Raw genomic sequence first — 15557 nt, 5'->3', positions numbered from 1 at the left:
CATGGTAGGGAGGCGGGGGGACATGGCATCTGAACAAATGGCCGAGGGCCCGGAGGCAGGCTCCGCCGTTCCGCCGCCGCGCCCGCTCGACGCCATAGATCAGGACATCCTCCGGATGCTCCAGGCCGACGGCCGCGCGTCGGTGCGGTCCGTCGCCGAACGAGTCCATGTCTCGCGCGCGAACGCCTACGCGCGGATCAACCGCCTCGTCGAGGACGGCGTCATTCGCGGCTTCGGTGCCCGCGTGAACCATGAACGCGCCGGCCAGGGGACATCGGCGTACATCACCCTGAAGATCGTCCAGAACTCCTGGCGCACGGTGCGCGAGCAGCTCAGACAGCTGCCCGGCGCCTCTCACATCGCCCTCGTCGGGGGCGATTTCGATGTGCTGCTCCTGGTGCACACCTCCGACAACCGGGCGCTGCGCGAGCTGGTGCTCACCCGGCTCCAGGCGATCCCGGAGGTGCTCAGCACGCGCACACTGCTGGTGTTCGAGGAAGAGGACCTGGAGCCGCAGGGCTGAACGTCAGAAGTCCTGCCTGAGCCCGCCGAACACCAACCGCGCCACTGCGTCGGCCACTTCACGCTCGCTCATGCCCCGGCTGTCGGGCCGGTACCACTCGACGATCGAGTTGATCATCCCGAAGACCAGCCGGGTGGCGAGCCGCACCTCCACGTCGCCGCGCACGTCCCCGTCCGCGGCGGCCGCCTTCAGCAGTTCGGCGACCCGGTGATCGAAGTCGCGACGCCGTTCCAGGGCCCACCGCTCGGTGTCCGTGTTGCCGCGCACGCGCAGCAGCAGCGTCACGTACGGCAGCTCGGCTATGAGCACCTCGACCATGCGCCGTACGACGTACTCGAGGCGCTCGGCGGCCCGCCCCACGCGCGCGTGCTCCTCGTCGAGGATCCCGAAGAGCCCGTCCAGCGCCCGGCTCACGGCCCGGCGCAGCAGCTCCTCCTTGCCCGTGACGTGGTGGTAGATCGACGACTTGGAGATGCCGGCCGCCTTGGACAGGTGCTCCATGGAGGTGCCGTCGTAGCCGCGCTCGTTGAAGACCTGGACGGCGACCGACAGCAGCGTCTCCGGCGTGTACGTGTCGCGCTTGGCGGTGGTCATGAGGTGCTGCCCTCCCGCTTGTCGGTGGCGTACGCATGGCGGTACAGCGCGAGGGACGGCGCGTAGCGCCCGGACGGGTCGCGCAGGTGCAGGTCGTCGAGGAGGGCGTACGCCCAGTTGCGTCCGAGGCGGCGGCTCCACTCGAAGGGGCCGAGGGGGTAGTTGACGCCCAGGCGCATGGCGGTGTCGATGTCCTCCTCGGTGGCGACGCCCTTGGCGACGGCGTCGTGCGCCAGATCGACGATCCGCGCGACCGTGCGGGCGACGATCATGCCGGGCACGTCGCCGATGACGCTGACCTTCTTGCCGAGCGCCTGGAACAGGCCGGTGGCCTCTGCGAGGGTCTGCGGGGCGGTGTCCTGGGAGGCGGACAGGGCGAGGCGGGTGGCCTTGCGGTAGTCGAGCGCGAGGTCGAAGTAGACGACGTCCCGGAACTCCACGGAGGTCTGGCCGTCGGCGAGGGCCAGCTGGCCGCCGCCGGGCAGGACCAGCCGGGTGCCGTGGTCCTCTTCCTCCTCGCGGACCGGGATGCCCGCCTCGCGGATCAGCGCGAGCAGCTCGGCGGCCGGACCCAGATCGCCCTCGACGACGACGTACGCGGGCGGCCGGGCCGGCTCCGCGGTGTGCGGCTCGGACTGCTCGGCGCCCTCGCGGTAGTCGTACCAGCCCTGCCCGCTCTTGCGGCCGAGCCGGCCGGACTCGACCAGCCGCCGCTGGGCGAGCGACGGCGTGAAGCGCACGTCCTGGAAGAAGGACTGCCACACGGAGTGCGTGACGGACTCGTTGACGTCCTGCCCGATGAGGTCGGTCAGCTCGAAGGCGCCCATCCGGAAGCCGCCCGACTCGCGCAGGACGGCGTCGATGGTGGCGGGGTCGGCGCCCTGCGCCTCGTACACCGCGAAGGCCTCCGCGTAGAACGGCCGGGCGATGCGGTTGACGATGAAGCCGGGGGTGTCGGCGCAGGCGACCGGGGACTTGCCCCAGGCGCGTGCCGTCTCGTACGCGCGCGTGGCCGAGGTGACGTCGGTGGCGAACCCGGAGACGACCTCGACGAGCGGCAACAGGGGGGCGGGGTTGAAGAAGTGCAGGCCCACGAAGCGGCCCGGAAAGCGCAGGGCGCCGCCGATGGCGGTCACCGACAGCGACGAGGTGTTGGTGGCGAGCAGACAGTCCTCGGCGACGACGTCCTCCAGCGCGCGCAGCAGCTCCTGCTTCACGTCCAGCCGCTCCAGGACGGCCTCGACGACCAGCGCGCAGTCGGCGAGCTCGGTGAGGCTCTCGGCGGGCAGCAGCCGGGCGCGCGCGGCGTCCCGGTCGGCGCCGGTGAGCCGGTCCTTCTCGACGAGCCGGTCGAGCCGGGCGGCGATCGCGTCGGCCGCTTCCCGGGCCCGCCCAGGGACGGCGTCGTACAGCCGTACGGAGTGGCCCGCGACCAGCGCCACCTGGGCGATGCCCTGGCCCATGGTGCCGGTGCCGACGACGGCCACGGGGCTGCTGAGGTCGAGTGCTGTCATGTGCGCGATCCTCCCGCACGGGGTTTTCCACAGATGCGGCGGACCCCCTTGTCCCGACCGATCGTTCGGTTACTCTAACTCTGACTGCCTGTTTCTGCCCATGTCTCTGCCCAGGTCATGAGCTCGACGAAGAGTTCTGAGACAAGGAGTTGGTCCCGCATGGCCGCCGAACTCACCACCCACGAGCTGATCGCCCAGCACCGGCCCACCCTCGACCAGGCGCTGGAAGCGATCCGTACGCGCGCGTACTGGTCCCCGCACCCCGAACACCCCAAGGCCTACGGGGAGAACGGCAGCCTGGACGCGGCAGCGGGCAAGGCCGCCTTCGACGCCCTCCTGGGAACCCGCCTCGACCTCGGCCAGCCCGGCACGGACGACTGGACGGGCGGCGAGGTCTCGCCGTACGGCATCGAGCTGGGCGTCACCTACCCGCACGCGGACCTCGACGTCCTGCTGTCCGCCATGAAGGCCGGACAGCGCTCGTGGCGCGACGCGGGCGCGGAGATCCGGGCGATGGTGTGTCTGGAGATCCTCAAGCGGATCAGCGACCGGACGCACGAGTTCGCGCACGCGGTGATGCACACCAGCGGCCAGGCCTTCCTGATGGCGTTCCAGGCGGGCGGCCCGCACGCGCAGGACCGCGGCCTGGAGGCGGTGGCGTACGCGTACGTGGAGCAGGTCCGCACGCCCGACACCGCGGAGTGGACCAAGCCCCAGGGCAAGCGGGAGCCGCTCGCGCTGACCAAGCGGTTCACGCCGGTGCCGCGCGGGATCGCACTGGTCATCGGCTGCAACACCTTCCCGACGTGGAACGGCTACCCGGGCCTGTTCGCCTCCCTCGCCACCGGAAATGCCGTCCTGGTCAAGCCCCACCCGCGCGCGGTGCTGCCGCTGGCGCTGACCGTGCAGGTCGCGCGCCAGGTGCTCGCCGAAGTGGGCTTCGACCCGAACCTGGTCGCACTGGCCGCCGAGCGGCCCGGCGAGGGCATCGCCAGGACGCTCGCCACCCGCCCCGAGATCCGGATCATCGACTACACCGGTTCGACGGCGTTCGGCGACTGGCTGGAGGCCAACGCCCGCCAGGCGCAGGTCTTCACGGAGAAAGCCGGTGTCAACACGGTGGTCGTGGAGTCCACCGACGACTACAAGGGCATGCTCGCCAACCTGGCGTTCTCCCTGTCGCTGTACAGCGGCCAGATGTGCACCACGCCGCAGAACCTCCTCGTCCCCCGGGACGGCATCCGCACCGACCAGGGCCCCCGGTCCTTCGACGAGGTGGTCGCCGACCTGGCGAAGGCGGTCGACGGCCTCCTCGGTGACGACATGCGCGCGAACGCCCTGCTCGGCGCCATCGTCAACCCGGACGTCAAGACCCGCCTCGAGGCCGCGGCCGGCCTCGGCGAGGTCGCTCTCGCTTCGCGGGAGGTCGTCAACCCGGAGTTCCCGGGCGCGGTGGTCCGTACGCCTGTGATCGTGAAGCTGGACAGCGCCAAGCCGGACGACGAGGCCGCGTACATGAGCGAGTGCTTCGGACCCGTCTCCTTCGCCGTCGCCGTCGACTCCGCGGCCGACGCGGTGGAGCTGCTGCGGCGGACCATCAGGGAGAAGGGCGCGATGACGGTGGGCGCGTACACGACCGACGAGGAGGTCGAGCGTGCGGTCGAGGAGGCCTGCCTGGAGGAGGCCGCGCAGCTATCCCTGAACCTCACCGGCGGGGTGTACGTCAACCAGACGGCCGCGTTCTCCGACTTCCACGGCTCGGGCGGCAACCCGGCGGCCAACGCGGCCCTCACCGACGGCGCGTTCGTGGCGAACCGGTTCCGGATGGTGGAGGTGCGGCGCGAGGCCTAGGCCTTGATCGGTGCGCCCCCGGTGGCGCTCCAGTGGTACAGCGTCATGGCCACGCTGGTCGCGAGGTTGTAGCTGGAGACCTGGGAGCGCATCGGCAGCGCCACCAGATGGTCGGCACGCGCGCGCAGGTCCGTGGACAGGCCGCTGCGCTCCGAGCCGAAGGCGAGCAGCGCGTCGTCCGGCAGCTTCAGGCCGCGGATGTCCTCGCCCTCCGGGTCGAGGGCGAACACCGGCCCCGGCGGGAGCTCGTCGACGGCCAGCCGCTCCACCGCGGTGGCGAAGTGCAGCCCGGCTCCGCCGCGTACCACCGTGGGATGCCAGGGGTCGAGCGTGCCGGTCGTGACCACGCCGGTCGTCCCGAAGCCGGCGGCCAGCCGGATCACCGCGCCGGCGTTGCCCAGGTTGCGCGGCTGGTCGAGTACGACGACGGGCGCGCTGCGGGGCGCGCGGGCCAGCGTCCGCAGGTTGGCGTCGCGGGACGGCCGTACGGCCAGGGCGGCCACGGCCGTGGGATGGGGGCGCGGCACGAGGGAGGTGTACGTCGACTCCGTGACCTGTGTGAGCAGCGCGTCCAGCGTCTCCCGTACGTCCGGAGCCAGCTCGTCGGCGAGTGCGAGCGCGGCCGTCCGGTCGACGGTGACCGCGAGGGGCACCTCGGCCCCGAAGCGCACGGCGTGCTTGAGCGCGTGGAAACCGTCGAGCAGCACAGAACCACCGACGAGCCGTCGCCAGGCGCCGACGGGGTCGACGGCCTGCCGATGTGCGGGACCGGCGGCACCGAGGCTTGCCGGACCGGGCGGGGCTTGGCTCGCGGACTCCGTCATGCCTTGAAGCCTACGTGGGTCTGCTCGGGTTTCCCGGTGTGCTCGGGGGCGTCGTCCATGTCCCGCTGAGGGGGCACCGTTCCGACGCCGGCGCGAGGGAACAGACGGGTACGCGCGCGTGCGGCACCGTCGCCGAGTCGGCGCAGGAACGGTGTCGGCAGGAAGACCGCGTCCGCCGCGATCATCGCCAGCGAGAAGAACGGCAGCCCGAGGACCACGGCGATCACCGCATGCTCGGTGATCATGATGGCCAGGAGGACGTTCTTGACCCGCCGGTGGAACAGCGTGAACGGGAAGGCGACCTGCACGATCACGGTCCCGTACGTCACGAGCATGACCAAGGTGCCGCTGGCCGACAGCAGGTCGGCGAGCGCGGGCCAGGGCGAGAAGTAGTCGAGGTGGAGGGGGTAGTAGACCGCGGTGCCGTCCTGCCAGCGCGAGCCCTGGATCTTGTACCAGCCGGCCGTGGCATAGATCAGACAGGCCTCGGCCATGATCACCAACAGGGTGCCGTTGTGCAGGATGTTGCCGATCACGTCGAGCATGATCCGGGGCTGGCCCGTCCGCGCAAGGCGCCCGACGATCCACCACAGGGCCTGTGCCACCCACACGGCCCACAGCAGCGCCGGTACGAACCAGTCGCCGTCCAGCCGCCCCACCGCGGTCACCGCGAACAGCGCCAGACCGAGCACGCCCCACAGCACCGGGCCGGTCCGGTCGGTGACCCGCTCGCCACGCGCGCGTGCCGCCCGCGCGAGCCGGGCACGCCGCGCGTCCAGCGACCACACCTGGCCGCACCGCGTGAACACCAGGTAGATGCACATCAGGTGCAGGACGTTGTCGCCGCCGTCCCCCATGAAGACGCTGCGGTTCTGCAGCGAGAGCACGCCGACCATGAAGAGCACGGACATGGTGCGGGTGCGCCAGCCCACGATCAGCAGCAGGCTCGACACAGCGGCGAGCACGTAGACGGCCTCGAACCAGAACTGCCCGTCGGACCACATCAGGGCGGTGAACGCGCCGTTGGCCCCGATCAACTGCTCGGCGAGGTCCCAGCCCCACGGGCCGTCGGGGCCGTACAACTCCTGCCGGTGGGGAAACTCCCGCAACAGGAACAGCAGCCAGGTCGCGGCGAATCCGATGCGGATCACCGCGGTCTGGTACGGGCCGAGGGTGGACTCGGTGACGCAGGCGATCCCGCGGGAGACGGCCAGGGCGAGACGGCTCACCGGACACCTCCCTCGGCCTCGTTCTGCGGCACCGACCACCAGGGAAGCACCCGGTACGTCGGCTTGAGGGATATCTGTTCCTCGCTCCAGTCCGGCGGGCGGACGTTGGTGGTGTGCGAGCGGACCTGCACCCGGTCGACGACATCACCGGGCCCGGCCGCGTCCGCACGGTCCAGGCGTAGCTCCACGATGCGGCGCAGATAGGTCTCGCTCAGCGCGCCGCGCAGGCCGGAGGGGCGGTTGTCGCCGTCGTGCGTGGCGACGTAGAAGTCCCAGGCGCGGCGCAGCTCGTTCTGCTGGGTGTGGCTGGGCAGCAGGTTGCCGTCGATGGCCCGGCCGTCCTGCGCGGACAGGTCGTACCAGCCGGTGGTGCGTATCTCGCCGCCCGCCGTGTGGATCTCGGCGCGCACCTGCACGGCGATGTTCTGCTGGAGCGGGTTCGGGGCGAACAGCTTCCAGTTCTGCTCGAACTCCGGGTAGATCCACTCGTCGATCGCCTCGCCGTGCTTCTTGGTGACCGTGTTCGACGGCGCGACGTGCAGGAAGACCATCCCGATGTGGACACAAACGGCGACGGCGACGATCGCGAGGGCGAGCGCGACGCCGATCCGGTAGCGGAGCGAGAGGGCGGCGACGCTGGCGCGGGGCTCCTGCGACGCGCTCATCCCATCGGATCCGCCCTGCTCGCCCTGCCCGCGCGGAACGCTTGCAGCTCCGCCGTACGCGTCCTTCGCGCGATGCGCGTCCATTCCGCCCCGATCCCGATCCGTCTTCGCCGCCCGGCAGCCCCCTTGCACGCGAACGGTACTCAGGCCGACCCGCCCGGCACAGCCCGTTCCCTCGGCCGTCCGCAGGTTATCCACAGCGGTTGACACCATACGGCGCTCGACCGACGATGGAATCGCACGAACCGAACGATCGGTCGGGAGTAGCTCCGGACAGAGCCCAAGGTCGAGGGGGCCTCATGGCGACAGCAGCCGCGCACGAGACGGATCGCACAGCGGCACACGGCACCGACGACGGCGCCACCGATGCGTACGAGCGCGCCTTCGACGCCGCCGTGGCCGCCGACGAGCGCATCGAGCCGCGTGACTGGATGCCCGACGCGTACCGCGCGACGCTGGTCCGGCAGATCGCCCAGCACGCCCACTCCGAGATCATCGGCATGCAGCCGGAGGCGAACTGGATCACGCGCGCGCCCTCGCTACGCCGCAAGGCCATCCTGATGGCCAAGGTCCAGGACGAGGCGGGCCACGGGCTGTACCTGTACAGCGCGGCCGAAACGCTCGGCACCAGCCGCGAGGAACTGCTGGACAAGCTGCACAGCGGCCGCCAGAAGTACTCTTCGATCTTCAACTACCCCACGCTGACCTGGGCGGACGTCGGCGCGATCGGCTGGCTGGTGGACGGCGCCGCGATCACCAACCAGGTACCGCTGTGCCGCTGCTCCTACGGCCCGTACGCCCGCGCGATGGTCCGCATCTGCAAGGAGGAGTCCTTCCACCAGCGCCAGGGCTACGAGCTGCTGCTCGCCCTCAGCCGCGGCACCCCCGAGCAGCACGCGATGGCGCAGGACGCGGTGGACCGCTGGTGGTGGCCGTCCCTGATGATGTTCGGTCCGCCCGACGACGAGTCCCAGCACTCGGCCCAGTCCATGGCCTGGAAGATCAAGCGCCACTCGAACGACGAGCTGCGCCAGCGCTTCGTCGACATCTGCGTCCCGCAGGCCGAGTCCCTGGGCCTCACCCTCCCGGACCCGGACCTGCGGTGGAACGAGGAGCGCGGGCACTACGACTTCGGCCCGATCGACTGGACGGAGTTCTGGGAGGTGCTCAAGGGCAACGGCCCGTGCAACGAGCAGCGGATGACGCAGCGCAGGCAGGCGCACGAGGAGGGCGCCTGGGTGCGGGAGGCGGCCGCGGCCCACGCGGCCAAGCACGCCGCCCGGGACCCGCGTACCAGGGAGACGACGGGAGCGACGCGAGCATGACGAACACCGACTGGCCGCTGTGGGAGGTCTTCGTGCGCTCACGCCGCGGCCTGTCCCACACCCACGCCGGCAGCCTGCACGCCCCGGACGCGGAGCTCGCCCTGCGCAACGCGCGCGATCTGTACACCCGGCGCGGCGAGGGCGTCTCGATCTGGGTCGTCCCCTCGTCCGCCATCACGGCGTCCTCGCCCGACGAGAAGGACCCCTTCTTTGAACCGTCGGCCGACAAGCCCTACCGGCACCCGACGTTCTACGAGATCCCGGAGGGGGTGAAGCACCTGTGACGACCACCGTCCCCACCACCGCCGCCCTCGCCCTGGGCGACGACGCTCTGGTGCTCTCCCACCGCCTGGGCGAGTGGGCCGGCCGCGCCCCCGTGCTGGAGGAGGAGGTCGCCCTCGCCAACATCGCGCTGGACCTGCTCGGCCAGGCCCGTGTGCTGCTCTCACTGGCCGGCGACGAGGACGAGCTGGCGTACCTGCGCGAGGAGCGCGCCTTCCGCAACCTCCAGCTGGTGGAACAGCCGAACGGCGACTTCGCCCACACCATCGCCCGCCAGCTGTTCTTCTCCACCTACCAGCACCTGCTGTACGCCCGGCTGGCCGCCGGAGACGGCCCCTTCGCCCCCCTTGCCGCGAAGGCCGTCAAAGAGGTCGCCTACCACCGCGACCACGCCGAGCAGTGGACCGTGCGCCTCGGCGACGGCACCGAGGTGAGCCATGAGCGGATGCAGCGGGCGTGCGCGGCGCTGTGGCGGTTCACCGGTGAGATGTTCCAGCCGGTGGAGGGCCTGGACGTCGAGGGGGAGAAGGTGCGGGCGGACTGGCTGGAGTCGGTCGGAGACGTCCTGCGCCGCGCGACCCTCACGCTCCCCGAGGGACCGCAGTCCGGGGCCTGGACGGCAGGCGCCGGTCGGCAGGGCCTGCACACCGAGCCGTTCGGGCGCATGCTCGCCGAGATGCAGCATCTGCATCGCAGCCACCCGGGGGCGACATGGTGACCGGTACGACGACTCTGGAGGCGGAGCTGCTGCGGGTGGCGGGCTCGGTGCCCGATCCCGAGCTGCCCGTGCTCACCCTGCAGGAACTGGGCGTACTGCGCGCGGTGCACCTGCGCGACAGGGACGCGGTCGAGGTCGAGCTGACCCCGACGTACACCGGCTGCCCCGCCCTCGAGGCGATGAGCGTGGACATAGAACAGGCGCTGCACGAGCACGGCATACGGGACGTGACCGTCCGCACGGTGCTCACACCGGCCTGGTCCACGGACGACATCACACCCGAAGGGCGCCGCAAACTCAGGGAGTTCGGGATCGCGCCGCCGCGCGTGCGGCGGGATTCCGGGCCGGTGGCGCTGAAGTTGGGGCCGACGCGCACGCTCACCGAGGAGACGGATCCCGTCCGCTGCCCGCACTGCGGATCCGCCGACACCGAGCTGCTCAGCCGTTTCTCCTCCACCGCGTGCAAGGCGCTGCGGCGCTGTCTGGCCTGCCGCGAACCGTTCGACCACTTCAAGGAGTTGTGATGGCCCGCTTCCACACACTCCCCGTGACCGCGGTCGACCGGCTCACCGACGACTCCGTCGCCGTCACACTCGCGGTCCCCGAGGAACTGCGCGCGGAGTACCGGCACGCCGCCGGGCAGCACCTCGCCCTGCGGCGCGTGGTCGACGGGGTCGAGATCCGGCGAACGTACTCGATCTGTTCCCCGGCTCCGGACAACGGCGAAGGGCCGCGCACCCTGCGGGTGGGGGTGCGACTGGTCGAGGGCGGGGCCTTCTCGACGTACGCGCTGAAGGAGATCAACGTCGGTGACGAGCTGGAGGTGATGACACCGGCGGGACGCTTCACCCTCGACCCCGCGCCCGGTCTGTACGCCGCGATCGTCGGCGGCAGCGGGATCACACCGGTGCTGTCGATCATCTCGACGCTGCTGGCACGCGAGCCGCAGGCCCGCTTCTGCCTCATACGCAGCGACCGGACGTCCGCCTCGACGATGTTCCTGGAGGAGGTCGCCGACCTCAAGGACCGCTATCCGGAACGCCTCCAGCTGGTGATGGTGCTCTCGCGGGAGGAACAGCAGGCCGGACTGCCCTCCGGGCGGCTCGACCGGGAGCGGCTGACGGGTCTGCTTCCGGCGCTGCTGCCGGTGACGGAGGTCGCCGGATGGTTCCTGTGCGGGCCGTTCGGGCTGGTGCAGGAGGCCGAGCGGGCACTGCGCGGGCTGGACGTACCGCGCAGCAGGATCCACGAGGAGATCTTCCACGTGGACGCCGGAGCGCCCGCCACGCCGAGTGTCCCCGCGCCCGCGCACAGCACGGTGACCGCTCGGCTCGACGGCCGCGGCGGGACCTGGCCCGTGCAGGACGGCGAGTCGCTTCTGGAGGCGGTGCTGCGCAACCGACCCGACGCTCCCTACGCCTGCAAGGGCGGGGTGTGCGGCACCTGCCGGGCATTCCTGGTCTCCGGCGAGGTGCGCATGGACCGCAACTTCGCGCTGGAGAGGGAGGAGACGGAAGCCGGGTATGTGCTGGCCTGCCAGTCCCATCCGGTGACGGAGCGGGTGGAGCTGGACTTCGACCGTTGAGAGCGCCGGGCGCACGGTGAGCGGCACCGGCGTCCCCGGCCATTCCCTTCTTCTAGAACCTGTTCTATCTTGACGCTCCGTCAGATCAGCGGAGCCGCCCGGGAGGACAGGGACCGTGGACTTCACCTTCACCGAGGAGCAGCAGGCGGCAGCCGAGGCGGCGCGGGGCGTCTTCGCCGACGTCGCGCCGGACGCCGTGCCGAGCCCGGCGCTCACCGCCGGCGCCGTGGCCGACGACTTCGACCGGGCGCTGTGGGCCAGGCTCGCCGACGCCGACCTGCTGGGCCTGCTCCTCAACCCGGAGTACGGCGGGGCGGGCCTCGACGCCATCGCGTTGTGCCTGGTGCTGCGCGAGTCGGCGAAGGTGCTGGCGCGGGTGCCGCTGCTGGAGAGCAGCGCGGCCCTGGCGGCCGTACAGGCCTACGGCGGCGAGGAGTTGAAGTCGGCCGTGCTCGCAAGGGCGGGGCGCGGTGAGATCGTGCTGACCGTCGCCGGCGAGGGCCGTACCGGGGGCCACGATCCCGCCGAACGTGCCGTCAGCGCACGGCAGGACGGGCCGGACGGAGCCGACTGGATCCTCGACGGGGGGCAGACGGCGGTGCCCTGGGCGTACGACACCGACTTCACGCTCGTACCGGCGCACACCGGTGCCGACCGCAGCATCCTCGCCGTGGTGCCCCGCGGTCACGAAGGGGCGGTTCTCGCCGAGCAGGTCTCCACCACCGGCGAGCGGCTCGGCGAGCTGCGGCTGGAGTCCGTGCGGATTCCGGACCGGTACGTCATTACGGCCGACGGCGCCTGGGAGTGGCTGCGTGAGCTGCTGGCCACCGGGACGTGCGCGCTGGCGCTCGGGCTCGGGGAGCGGGTGCTGAGGATGACGAGCGAGTACGCGAGCAAGCGGGAGCAGTTCGGGTACCCGATCGCCACCTTCCAGGCCGTCGCCGTGCAGGCCGCCGACCGGTACATCGATCTGCGCGCCATGGAGGCCACCCTGTGGCAGGCCGCGTGGCGCATCGCCTCGGGTGCCCAGGGTGCGCTGCCCGCCTCCGGGGACGTCGCGGTCGCCAAGATCTGGGCGGCGGACGGCGTACGCCGGGTCGTGCAGACGGCGCAGCACCTGCACGGGGGGTTCGGCGCCGACGTCGACTACCCGTTGCACCGGTACCACGCCTGGGCCAAGCACCTGGAGCTGTCGCTCGGCCCGGCCGCGGCGCACGAGGAGGCGCTGGGCGACCTGCTGGCAGCCCATCCGCCGGCCTGACACCCGGGACGCGCAGGGCTGCTAGAGGACGTGCCCCGGTTCACCCGCGTCGGTCACCACGGGACGGCCTGTGGCCGCCCACACCTGCATACCGCCGTCGACGTTCACGGCGTCGATGCCCTGCTGGACGAGGTACATCGTGACCTGGGCCGAACGCCCGCCGGAGCGGCAGATCACATGCACCCGGCCGTCCTGCGGGGCGGCCTCGGTCAGCTCGCCGTAGCGCGCCACGAACTCGCTGACGGGGATGTGCAGCGCCCCTTCAGCGTGACCCGCCTGCCACTCGTCGTCCTCCCGGACGTCCAGCAGGAAGTCGTCGTCCTTGAGGTCCGTGACCTCGACCGTGGGAACACCGGCTCCGAAATTCATGCTCCCGACGCTACCCGACGCAACACCGGGCGTTCAGGCCCGGCAGGTCGGCACCACTCGGGCCCGACAGGTCGGACACCTCACGCCCGCCGAGCACGCACCGCTCACGCCCGCCCGGTATGCACCGCTCAAGCCTGCCCGGTCAGCGCCGCCAGCTCCGCCTCGCGTGCCGCGACGTCCGCCAGCAGTTGCTCGGCGATCTCCTCCAGGAGACGGTCCGGGTCGTCCGGCGCCAGCCGGAGCATGGAGCCGATGGCGCTCTCCTCCAGTTCCCGGGCGACGACGGTGAGCAGTTCCTTGCGCTGGGCCAGCCACTCCAGGCGGGCGTACAGCTCCTCGCCACGGCTCGGACGCCGCTCCTCGGGCACCGGCCCGGCGGCCCACTCCTCGGACAGCTCCCGCAGCAGCGCCTCGTCGCCACGGGCGTAGGCGGTGTTGACGCGGGTGATGAACTCCTCACGCCGCTTGCGCTCACCGTCCTCCTGCGCCAGGTCGGGGTGGGCCTTGCGGGCCAGCTCGCGGTAGAGCTTGCGGGCCTCCTCGCTGGGCCGCACCCGCTGCGGGGGCCGCACGGGTTGGTCCGTGAGCATCGCCACGGCCTCCGGGAACAGGCCGTCGCTGTCCATCCAGCCGTGGAACAGCTCCTCCACGGAGGGCATCGGCAGCACCCGGGCCCGCAGCTCCTGCGCACGGCGCAGGTCCTCAGGGTCACCGCTCTGTGCGGCCCTGGCCTCGGCGATCTGCGCGTCCAGCTCCTCGAGGCGGGCGTACATCGGGCCGAGCCTCTGATGATGCAGCCGGGAGAAGTTCTCGATCTCGACCCGGAAGGTCTCGACCGCGATCTCGTACTCGATCAGCGCCTGCTCGGCCGCCCGCACCGCTCGCTCCAGCCGCTCCTCGGGCCGGGGCGCGCCGTCCTCGGGCGTCGCCTGCGCATCACCGGCGACACCACCCTGCTCAGCATCCGGGGTCGTCACCCGACCAGCGTAGGCCACGGGCGGACCGGCCCCATCAGGCTCACCCTCATACGCCCAGCTCAGCCGCGACCCGCCCGGCCCGTACCGCCGACACCAGCGCCGCATGGTCGGCCTCTGTACGGTCGGCGTAGGCGACGGCGAACGTGGCCATCGCCTCGTCGAGCTCCTCGTTCTTGCCGCAGTAGCCGGCGATCAGGCGGGGGTCGGCGCTGTGGGAGTGGGCGCGGGCGAGAAGCGCGCCCGTCATGCGGGCGTAGTCGTCGAGCTGGTCGGTGGACAGGGCGGCGGGGTCGACGCTGCCCTTGCGGTTGCGGAACTGGCGGACCTGGAACGGGCGGCCGTCGACGGTCGTCCAGCCGAGCAGGATGTCGCTGACGACCTGCATGCGCTTCTGGCCGAGGACGACCCGGCGGCCTTCGTGGTCGACGGGCGGGGCGTCGAAGCCGGCGGTCAGCAGATGGGGCAACAGAGCCGAGGCGCGGGCCTCCTTCACCTGGAGTATCAGCGCCTCGCCCCGGTGGTCCAGCAGCAGCACGACGTACGACCGCGTGCCCACACTGCCCGTGCCGACGACGCGGAACGCCACGTCGTGCACCGCGTGACGGGCCAGCAGCGGAAGGCGGTCCTCGGACAGGGTCGTCAGGTACTGCTCCAGAGAGGCCGCCACGGCCGCCGCCTCCGCGTCCGGGACGCGACGCAGCACCGGCGGGGCGTCGACGAAGCGGCGGCCACCGTCCTCGGTCGGCTCCGTCGATCTGGCCGCGAAGCGTCCGCTGGTGTTGGCCCGCGCCTTCTCGGCGACCCGCTCCAGGGTGCCGAGCAGGTCATGGGCGTCGGTGTGGGAGACGAGCTCCTCGTCCGCGATGGCGTTCCACGCGTCCAGCGCCGGGAGCCTGGCGAGCAGCCGCATGGTGCGGCGGTACGCGCCGACCGTGTCGTGCGCCGCCGCTCGGCACGTGTCCTCGTCCGCGCCGGCCTCCCGGCCCGCCAGCACCAGGGAGGCGGCCAGCCGCTTGAGGTCCCACTCCCAGGGGCCGTCGACCGTCTCGTCGAAGTCGTTCAGGTCGATGACCAGGCCGCCGCGGGCGTCGCCGTACAGGCCGAAGTTCGCCGCGTGCGCGTCGCCGCAGATCTGGGCGCGGATCCTGGTCATGGGGGTGCGTGCCAGGTCGTACGCCATGAGGCCCGCCGAACCGCGCAGGAAGGCGAAGGGGGTGGCCGCCATCCTGCCGATCCGTATCGGCGTGAGCTCGGGGATGCGGCCACGGCTCGACTCCTCGACCGCGGTCACCGCGTCGGGCCGGGAGCCGTCGACATCGAGGGAGGCGTGCGTACGCCGCGGAACCCGCTCCCGCAGGGCCTTGCCCTCCTCCTTGGGCGACACCTTGGCCGGTCCGGAGACCGAAGCCCTCCCGAGCGGCCACTCGGCAAAGCCCCGCACCCGCGGAATCCGCACCGTCCCGGAACCCGCCTCCTGCGCCCCGACCTCGGTCACCACGACCGCCTCCCCCGCGACTCGCACGAACATCAACTCGTGCCGACCGTACAACCGGCCGCCGAATCCCGTCAGACCCTGTGGACAACTCCTCACCTGTGGACATGCCCCGCCCGTGAGATAGCTCACGGGCGGCACCCACCGCATACGTCCCCGGGCTGTGCATCGCCTCACACCGCACGGCACAACGAGAAACGGATCTCTGCCGTGCCTTCCGTCACGGCAGAGACCCGTTCATCGGTCTGGTGGGGTCGGGTGGCCCGGGGGAATCGCACCCCCGGGCTCCCACAGAACGGAGCGTGACAATCTCTCGTCACTCCGCTCTTGCCATCCTGTTCACCAGGC

The 15557-nt window shown here is 71.6% G+C and carries 16 protein-coding genes; 8 read left to right on the top strand and 8 right to left on the bottom strand.

The annotated features are described in order from the left end of the window. Positions 1-37 precede the first annotated feature (37 nt). The gene (locus ACFVJQ_RS25070) at positions 38-523 is read left to right on the top strand and encodes an Lrp/AsnC family transcriptional regulator (protein WP_129799121.1); all 486 of its coding nucleotides are present in this window, start codon (positions 38-40) and stop codon (positions 521-523) included. A gap of 3 nt (positions 524-526) precedes the next feature. Here the strand turns inward: ACFVJQ_RS25070 and ACFVJQ_RS25065 are convergent, their stop codons facing one another. Both ACFVJQ_RS25065 and ACFVJQ_RS25060 read right to left on the bottom strand, forming a co-directional pair. Then, a complete protein-coding gene (locus ACFVJQ_RS25065) occupies positions 527-1117 on the bottom strand; it encodes a TetR/AcrR family transcriptional regulator (RefSeq protein ID WP_385511576.1) in 591 nt (196 codons plus the stop codon). Then, entirely contained in the window at positions 1114-2631 is a 1518-nt protein-coding gene (locus tag ACFVJQ_RS25060; RefSeq protein ID WP_385787052.1) for a 3-hydroxyacyl-CoA dehydrogenase, read from the bottom strand. Before ACFVJQ_RS25060 ends, ACFVJQ_RS25065 begins: the two co-directional genes overlap by 4 nt. A gap of 159 nt (positions 2632-2790) precedes the next feature. Between ACFVJQ_RS25060 and paaN the strand changes: the two genes are divergently transcribed. Next, on the top strand, positions 2791-4482 hold the full coding sequence (gene paaN / locus ACFVJQ_RS25055; RefSeq protein WP_385787049.1) for a phenylacetic acid degradation protein PaaN: 1692 nt from the start codon (positions 2791-2793) through the stop codon (positions 4480-4482). On the opposite strand, the gene ACFVJQ_RS25050 is transcribed toward paaN, so the two are convergent. From ACFVJQ_RS25050 to ACFVJQ_RS25040, 3 genes are read right to left on the bottom strand one after another with little or no spacing between them, the layout of a single operon-like run. Continuing rightward, positions 4479-5306, bottom strand: coding sequence for a TrmH family RNA methyltransferase (locus tag ACFVJQ_RS25050; RefSeq protein ID WP_385511572.1), 828 nt, complete (start codon positions 5304-5306; stop codon positions 4479-4481). The two genes, paaN and ACFVJQ_RS25050, sit on opposite strands and share 4 nt — an antisense overlap. Next, positions 5303-6535 carry an HTTM domain-containing protein gene (locus ACFVJQ_RS25045; protein WP_385787045.1) on the bottom strand — a complete coding sequence of 411 codons (1233 nt, stop codon included), beginning with the start codon at positions 6533-6535 and terminating at the stop codon, positions 5303-5305. Before ACFVJQ_RS25045 ends, ACFVJQ_RS25050 begins: the two co-directional genes overlap by 4 nt. After that, positions 6532-7284 (bottom strand): DUF5819 family protein, encoded by a 753-nt coding sequence (locus ACFVJQ_RS25040; protein WP_385511569.1) that lies wholly within the window; start codon positions 7282-7284, stop codon positions 6532-6534. The genes ACFVJQ_RS25045 and ACFVJQ_RS25040 overlap by 4 nt, the downstream gene beginning before the upstream one ends. Before the next feature lie 215 nt (positions 7285-7499). On the opposite strand from ACFVJQ_RS25040, the gene paaA reads away from it, so the two are divergent. The 6 genes from paaA to ACFVJQ_RS25010 all read left to right on the top strand — a co-directional run bounded on the left by paaA (position 7500) and on the right by ACFVJQ_RS25010 (position 12371). Then, positions 7500-8525 carry a 1,2-phenylacetyl-CoA epoxidase subunit PaaA gene (gene paaA, locus ACFVJQ_RS25035; protein WP_385787042.1) on the top strand — a complete coding sequence of 342 codons (1026 nt, stop codon included), beginning with the start codon at positions 7500-7502 and terminating at the stop codon, positions 8523-8525. Next, a complete protein-coding gene (gene paaB, locus ACFVJQ_RS25030; protein ID WP_020119451.1) occupies positions 8522-8809 on the top strand; it encodes a 1,2-phenylacetyl-CoA epoxidase subunit PaaB in 288 nt (95 codons plus the stop codon). The genes paaA and paaB overlap by 4 nt, the downstream gene beginning before the upstream one ends. Then, on the top strand, positions 8806-9525 hold the full coding sequence (paaC, locus tag ACFVJQ_RS25025) for a 1,2-phenylacetyl-CoA epoxidase subunit PaaC (RefSeq protein WP_385787039.1): 720 nt from the start codon (positions 8806-8808) through the stop codon (positions 9523-9525). Before paaB ends, paaC begins: the two co-directional genes overlap by 4 nt. After that, positions 9519-10049, top strand: coding sequence for a 1,2-phenylacetyl-CoA epoxidase subunit PaaD (gene paaD, locus ACFVJQ_RS25020; RefSeq protein ID WP_385787036.1), 531 nt, complete (start codon positions 9519-9521; stop codon positions 10047-10049). Before paaC ends, paaD begins: the two co-directional genes overlap by 7 nt. Continuing rightward, complete coding sequence (locus ACFVJQ_RS25015) at positions 10049-11110, top strand: 2Fe-2S iron-sulfur cluster-binding protein (RefSeq protein ID WP_385787033.1); 1062 nt, start codon at positions 10049-10051, stop codon at positions 11108-11110. The genes paaD and ACFVJQ_RS25015 overlap by 1 nt, the downstream gene beginning before the upstream one ends. Before the next feature lie 115 nt (positions 11111-11225). Further along, on the top strand, positions 11226-12371 hold the full coding sequence (locus ACFVJQ_RS25010) for an acyl-CoA dehydrogenase family protein (RefSeq protein ID WP_385787030.1): 1146 nt from the start codon (positions 11226-11228) through the stop codon (positions 12369-12371). A 21-nt stretch (positions 12372-12392) separates the two neighbouring features. Here the strand turns inward: ACFVJQ_RS25010 and ACFVJQ_RS25005 are convergent, their stop codons facing one another. The 3 genes from ACFVJQ_RS25005 to ACFVJQ_RS24995 all read right to left on the bottom strand — a co-directional run bounded on the left by ACFVJQ_RS25005 (position 12393) and on the right by ACFVJQ_RS24995 (position 15245). Continuing rightward, entirely contained in the window at positions 12393-12740 is a 348-nt protein-coding gene (locus tag ACFVJQ_RS25005; protein ID WP_385511559.1) for a rhodanese-like domain-containing protein, read from the bottom strand. A gap of 128 nt (positions 12741-12868) precedes the next feature. Then, on the bottom strand, positions 12869-13717 hold the full coding sequence (locus tag ACFVJQ_RS25000) for a hypothetical protein (protein WP_385511557.1): 849 nt from the start codon (positions 13715-13717) through the stop codon (positions 12869-12871). A 46-nt stretch (positions 13718-13763) separates the two neighbouring features. Beyond that, positions 13764-15245 carry a DUF2252 domain-containing protein gene (locus ACFVJQ_RS24995; RefSeq protein WP_385511556.1) on the bottom strand — a complete coding sequence of 494 codons (1482 nt, stop codon included), beginning with the start codon at positions 15243-15245 and terminating at the stop codon, positions 13764-13766. Positions 15246-15557 lie beyond the last annotated feature (312 nt).

This window comes from Streptomyces sp. NPDC127197 (assembly GCF_042672405.1).
GTDB classification, from domain to species: Bacteria; Actinomycetota; Actinomycetes; order Streptomycetales; family Streptomycetaceae; genus Streptomyces; species Streptomyces flavusporus.
The sequence above is the reverse complement of the archived record's forward strand: the minus strand, read 5'-3'. Positions and strand labels throughout refer to the sequence as shown.

What these genes read in the sequence shown, in the direction of transcription:
- ACFVJQ_RS25070 (WP_129799121.1), top strand. Translation starts at nt 38, where the DNA reads ATGGCCGAGGGCCCGGAGGCAGGCTCCGCCGTTCCGCCGCCGCGCCCG.
- ACFVJQ_RS25065 (WP_385511576.1), bottom strand. Translation starts at nt 1,117, where the DNA reads ATGACCACCGCCAAGCGCGACACGTACACGCCGGAGACGCTGCTGTCG.
- ACFVJQ_RS25060 (WP_385787052.1), bottom strand. Translation starts at nt 2,631, where the DNA reads ATGACAGCACTCGACCTCAGCAGCCCCGTGGCCGTCGTCGGCACCGGC.
- paaN (WP_385787049.1), top strand. Translation starts at nt 2,791, where the DNA reads ATGGCCGCCGAACTCACCACCCACGAGCTGATCGCCCAGCACCGGCCC.
- ACFVJQ_RS25050 (WP_385511572.1), bottom strand. Translation starts at nt 5,306, where the DNA reads ATGACGGAGTCCGCGAGCCAAGCCCCGCCCGGTCCGGCAAGCCTCGGT.
- ACFVJQ_RS25040 (WP_385511569.1), bottom strand. Translation starts at nt 7,284, where the DNA reads ATGGACGCGCATCGCGCGAAGGACGCGTACGGCGGAGCTGCAAGCGTT.
- paaA (WP_385787042.1), top strand. Translation starts at nt 7,500, where the DNA reads ATGGCGACAGCAGCCGCGCACGAGACGGATCGCACAGCGGCACACGGC.
- paaB (WP_020119451.1), top strand. Translation starts at nt 8,522, where the DNA reads ATGACGAACACCGACTGGCCGCTGTGGGAGGTCTTCGTGCGCTCACGC.
- paaD (WP_385787036.1), top strand. Translation starts at nt 9,519, where the DNA reads ATGGTGACCGGTACGACGACTCTGGAGGCGGAGCTGCTGCGGGTGGCG.
- ACFVJQ_RS25015 (WP_385787033.1), top strand. Translation starts at nt 10,049, where the DNA reads ATGGCCCGCTTCCACACACTCCCCGTGACCGCGGTCGACCGGCTCACC.
- ACFVJQ_RS25005 (WP_385511559.1), bottom strand. Translation starts at nt 12,740, where the DNA reads ATGAATTTCGGAGCCGGTGTTCCCACGGTCGAGGTCACGGACCTCAAG.
- ACFVJQ_RS24995 (WP_385511556.1), bottom strand. Translation starts at nt 15,245, where the DNA reads ATGTTCGTGCGAGTCGCGGGGGAGGCGGTCGTGGTGACCGAGGTCGGG.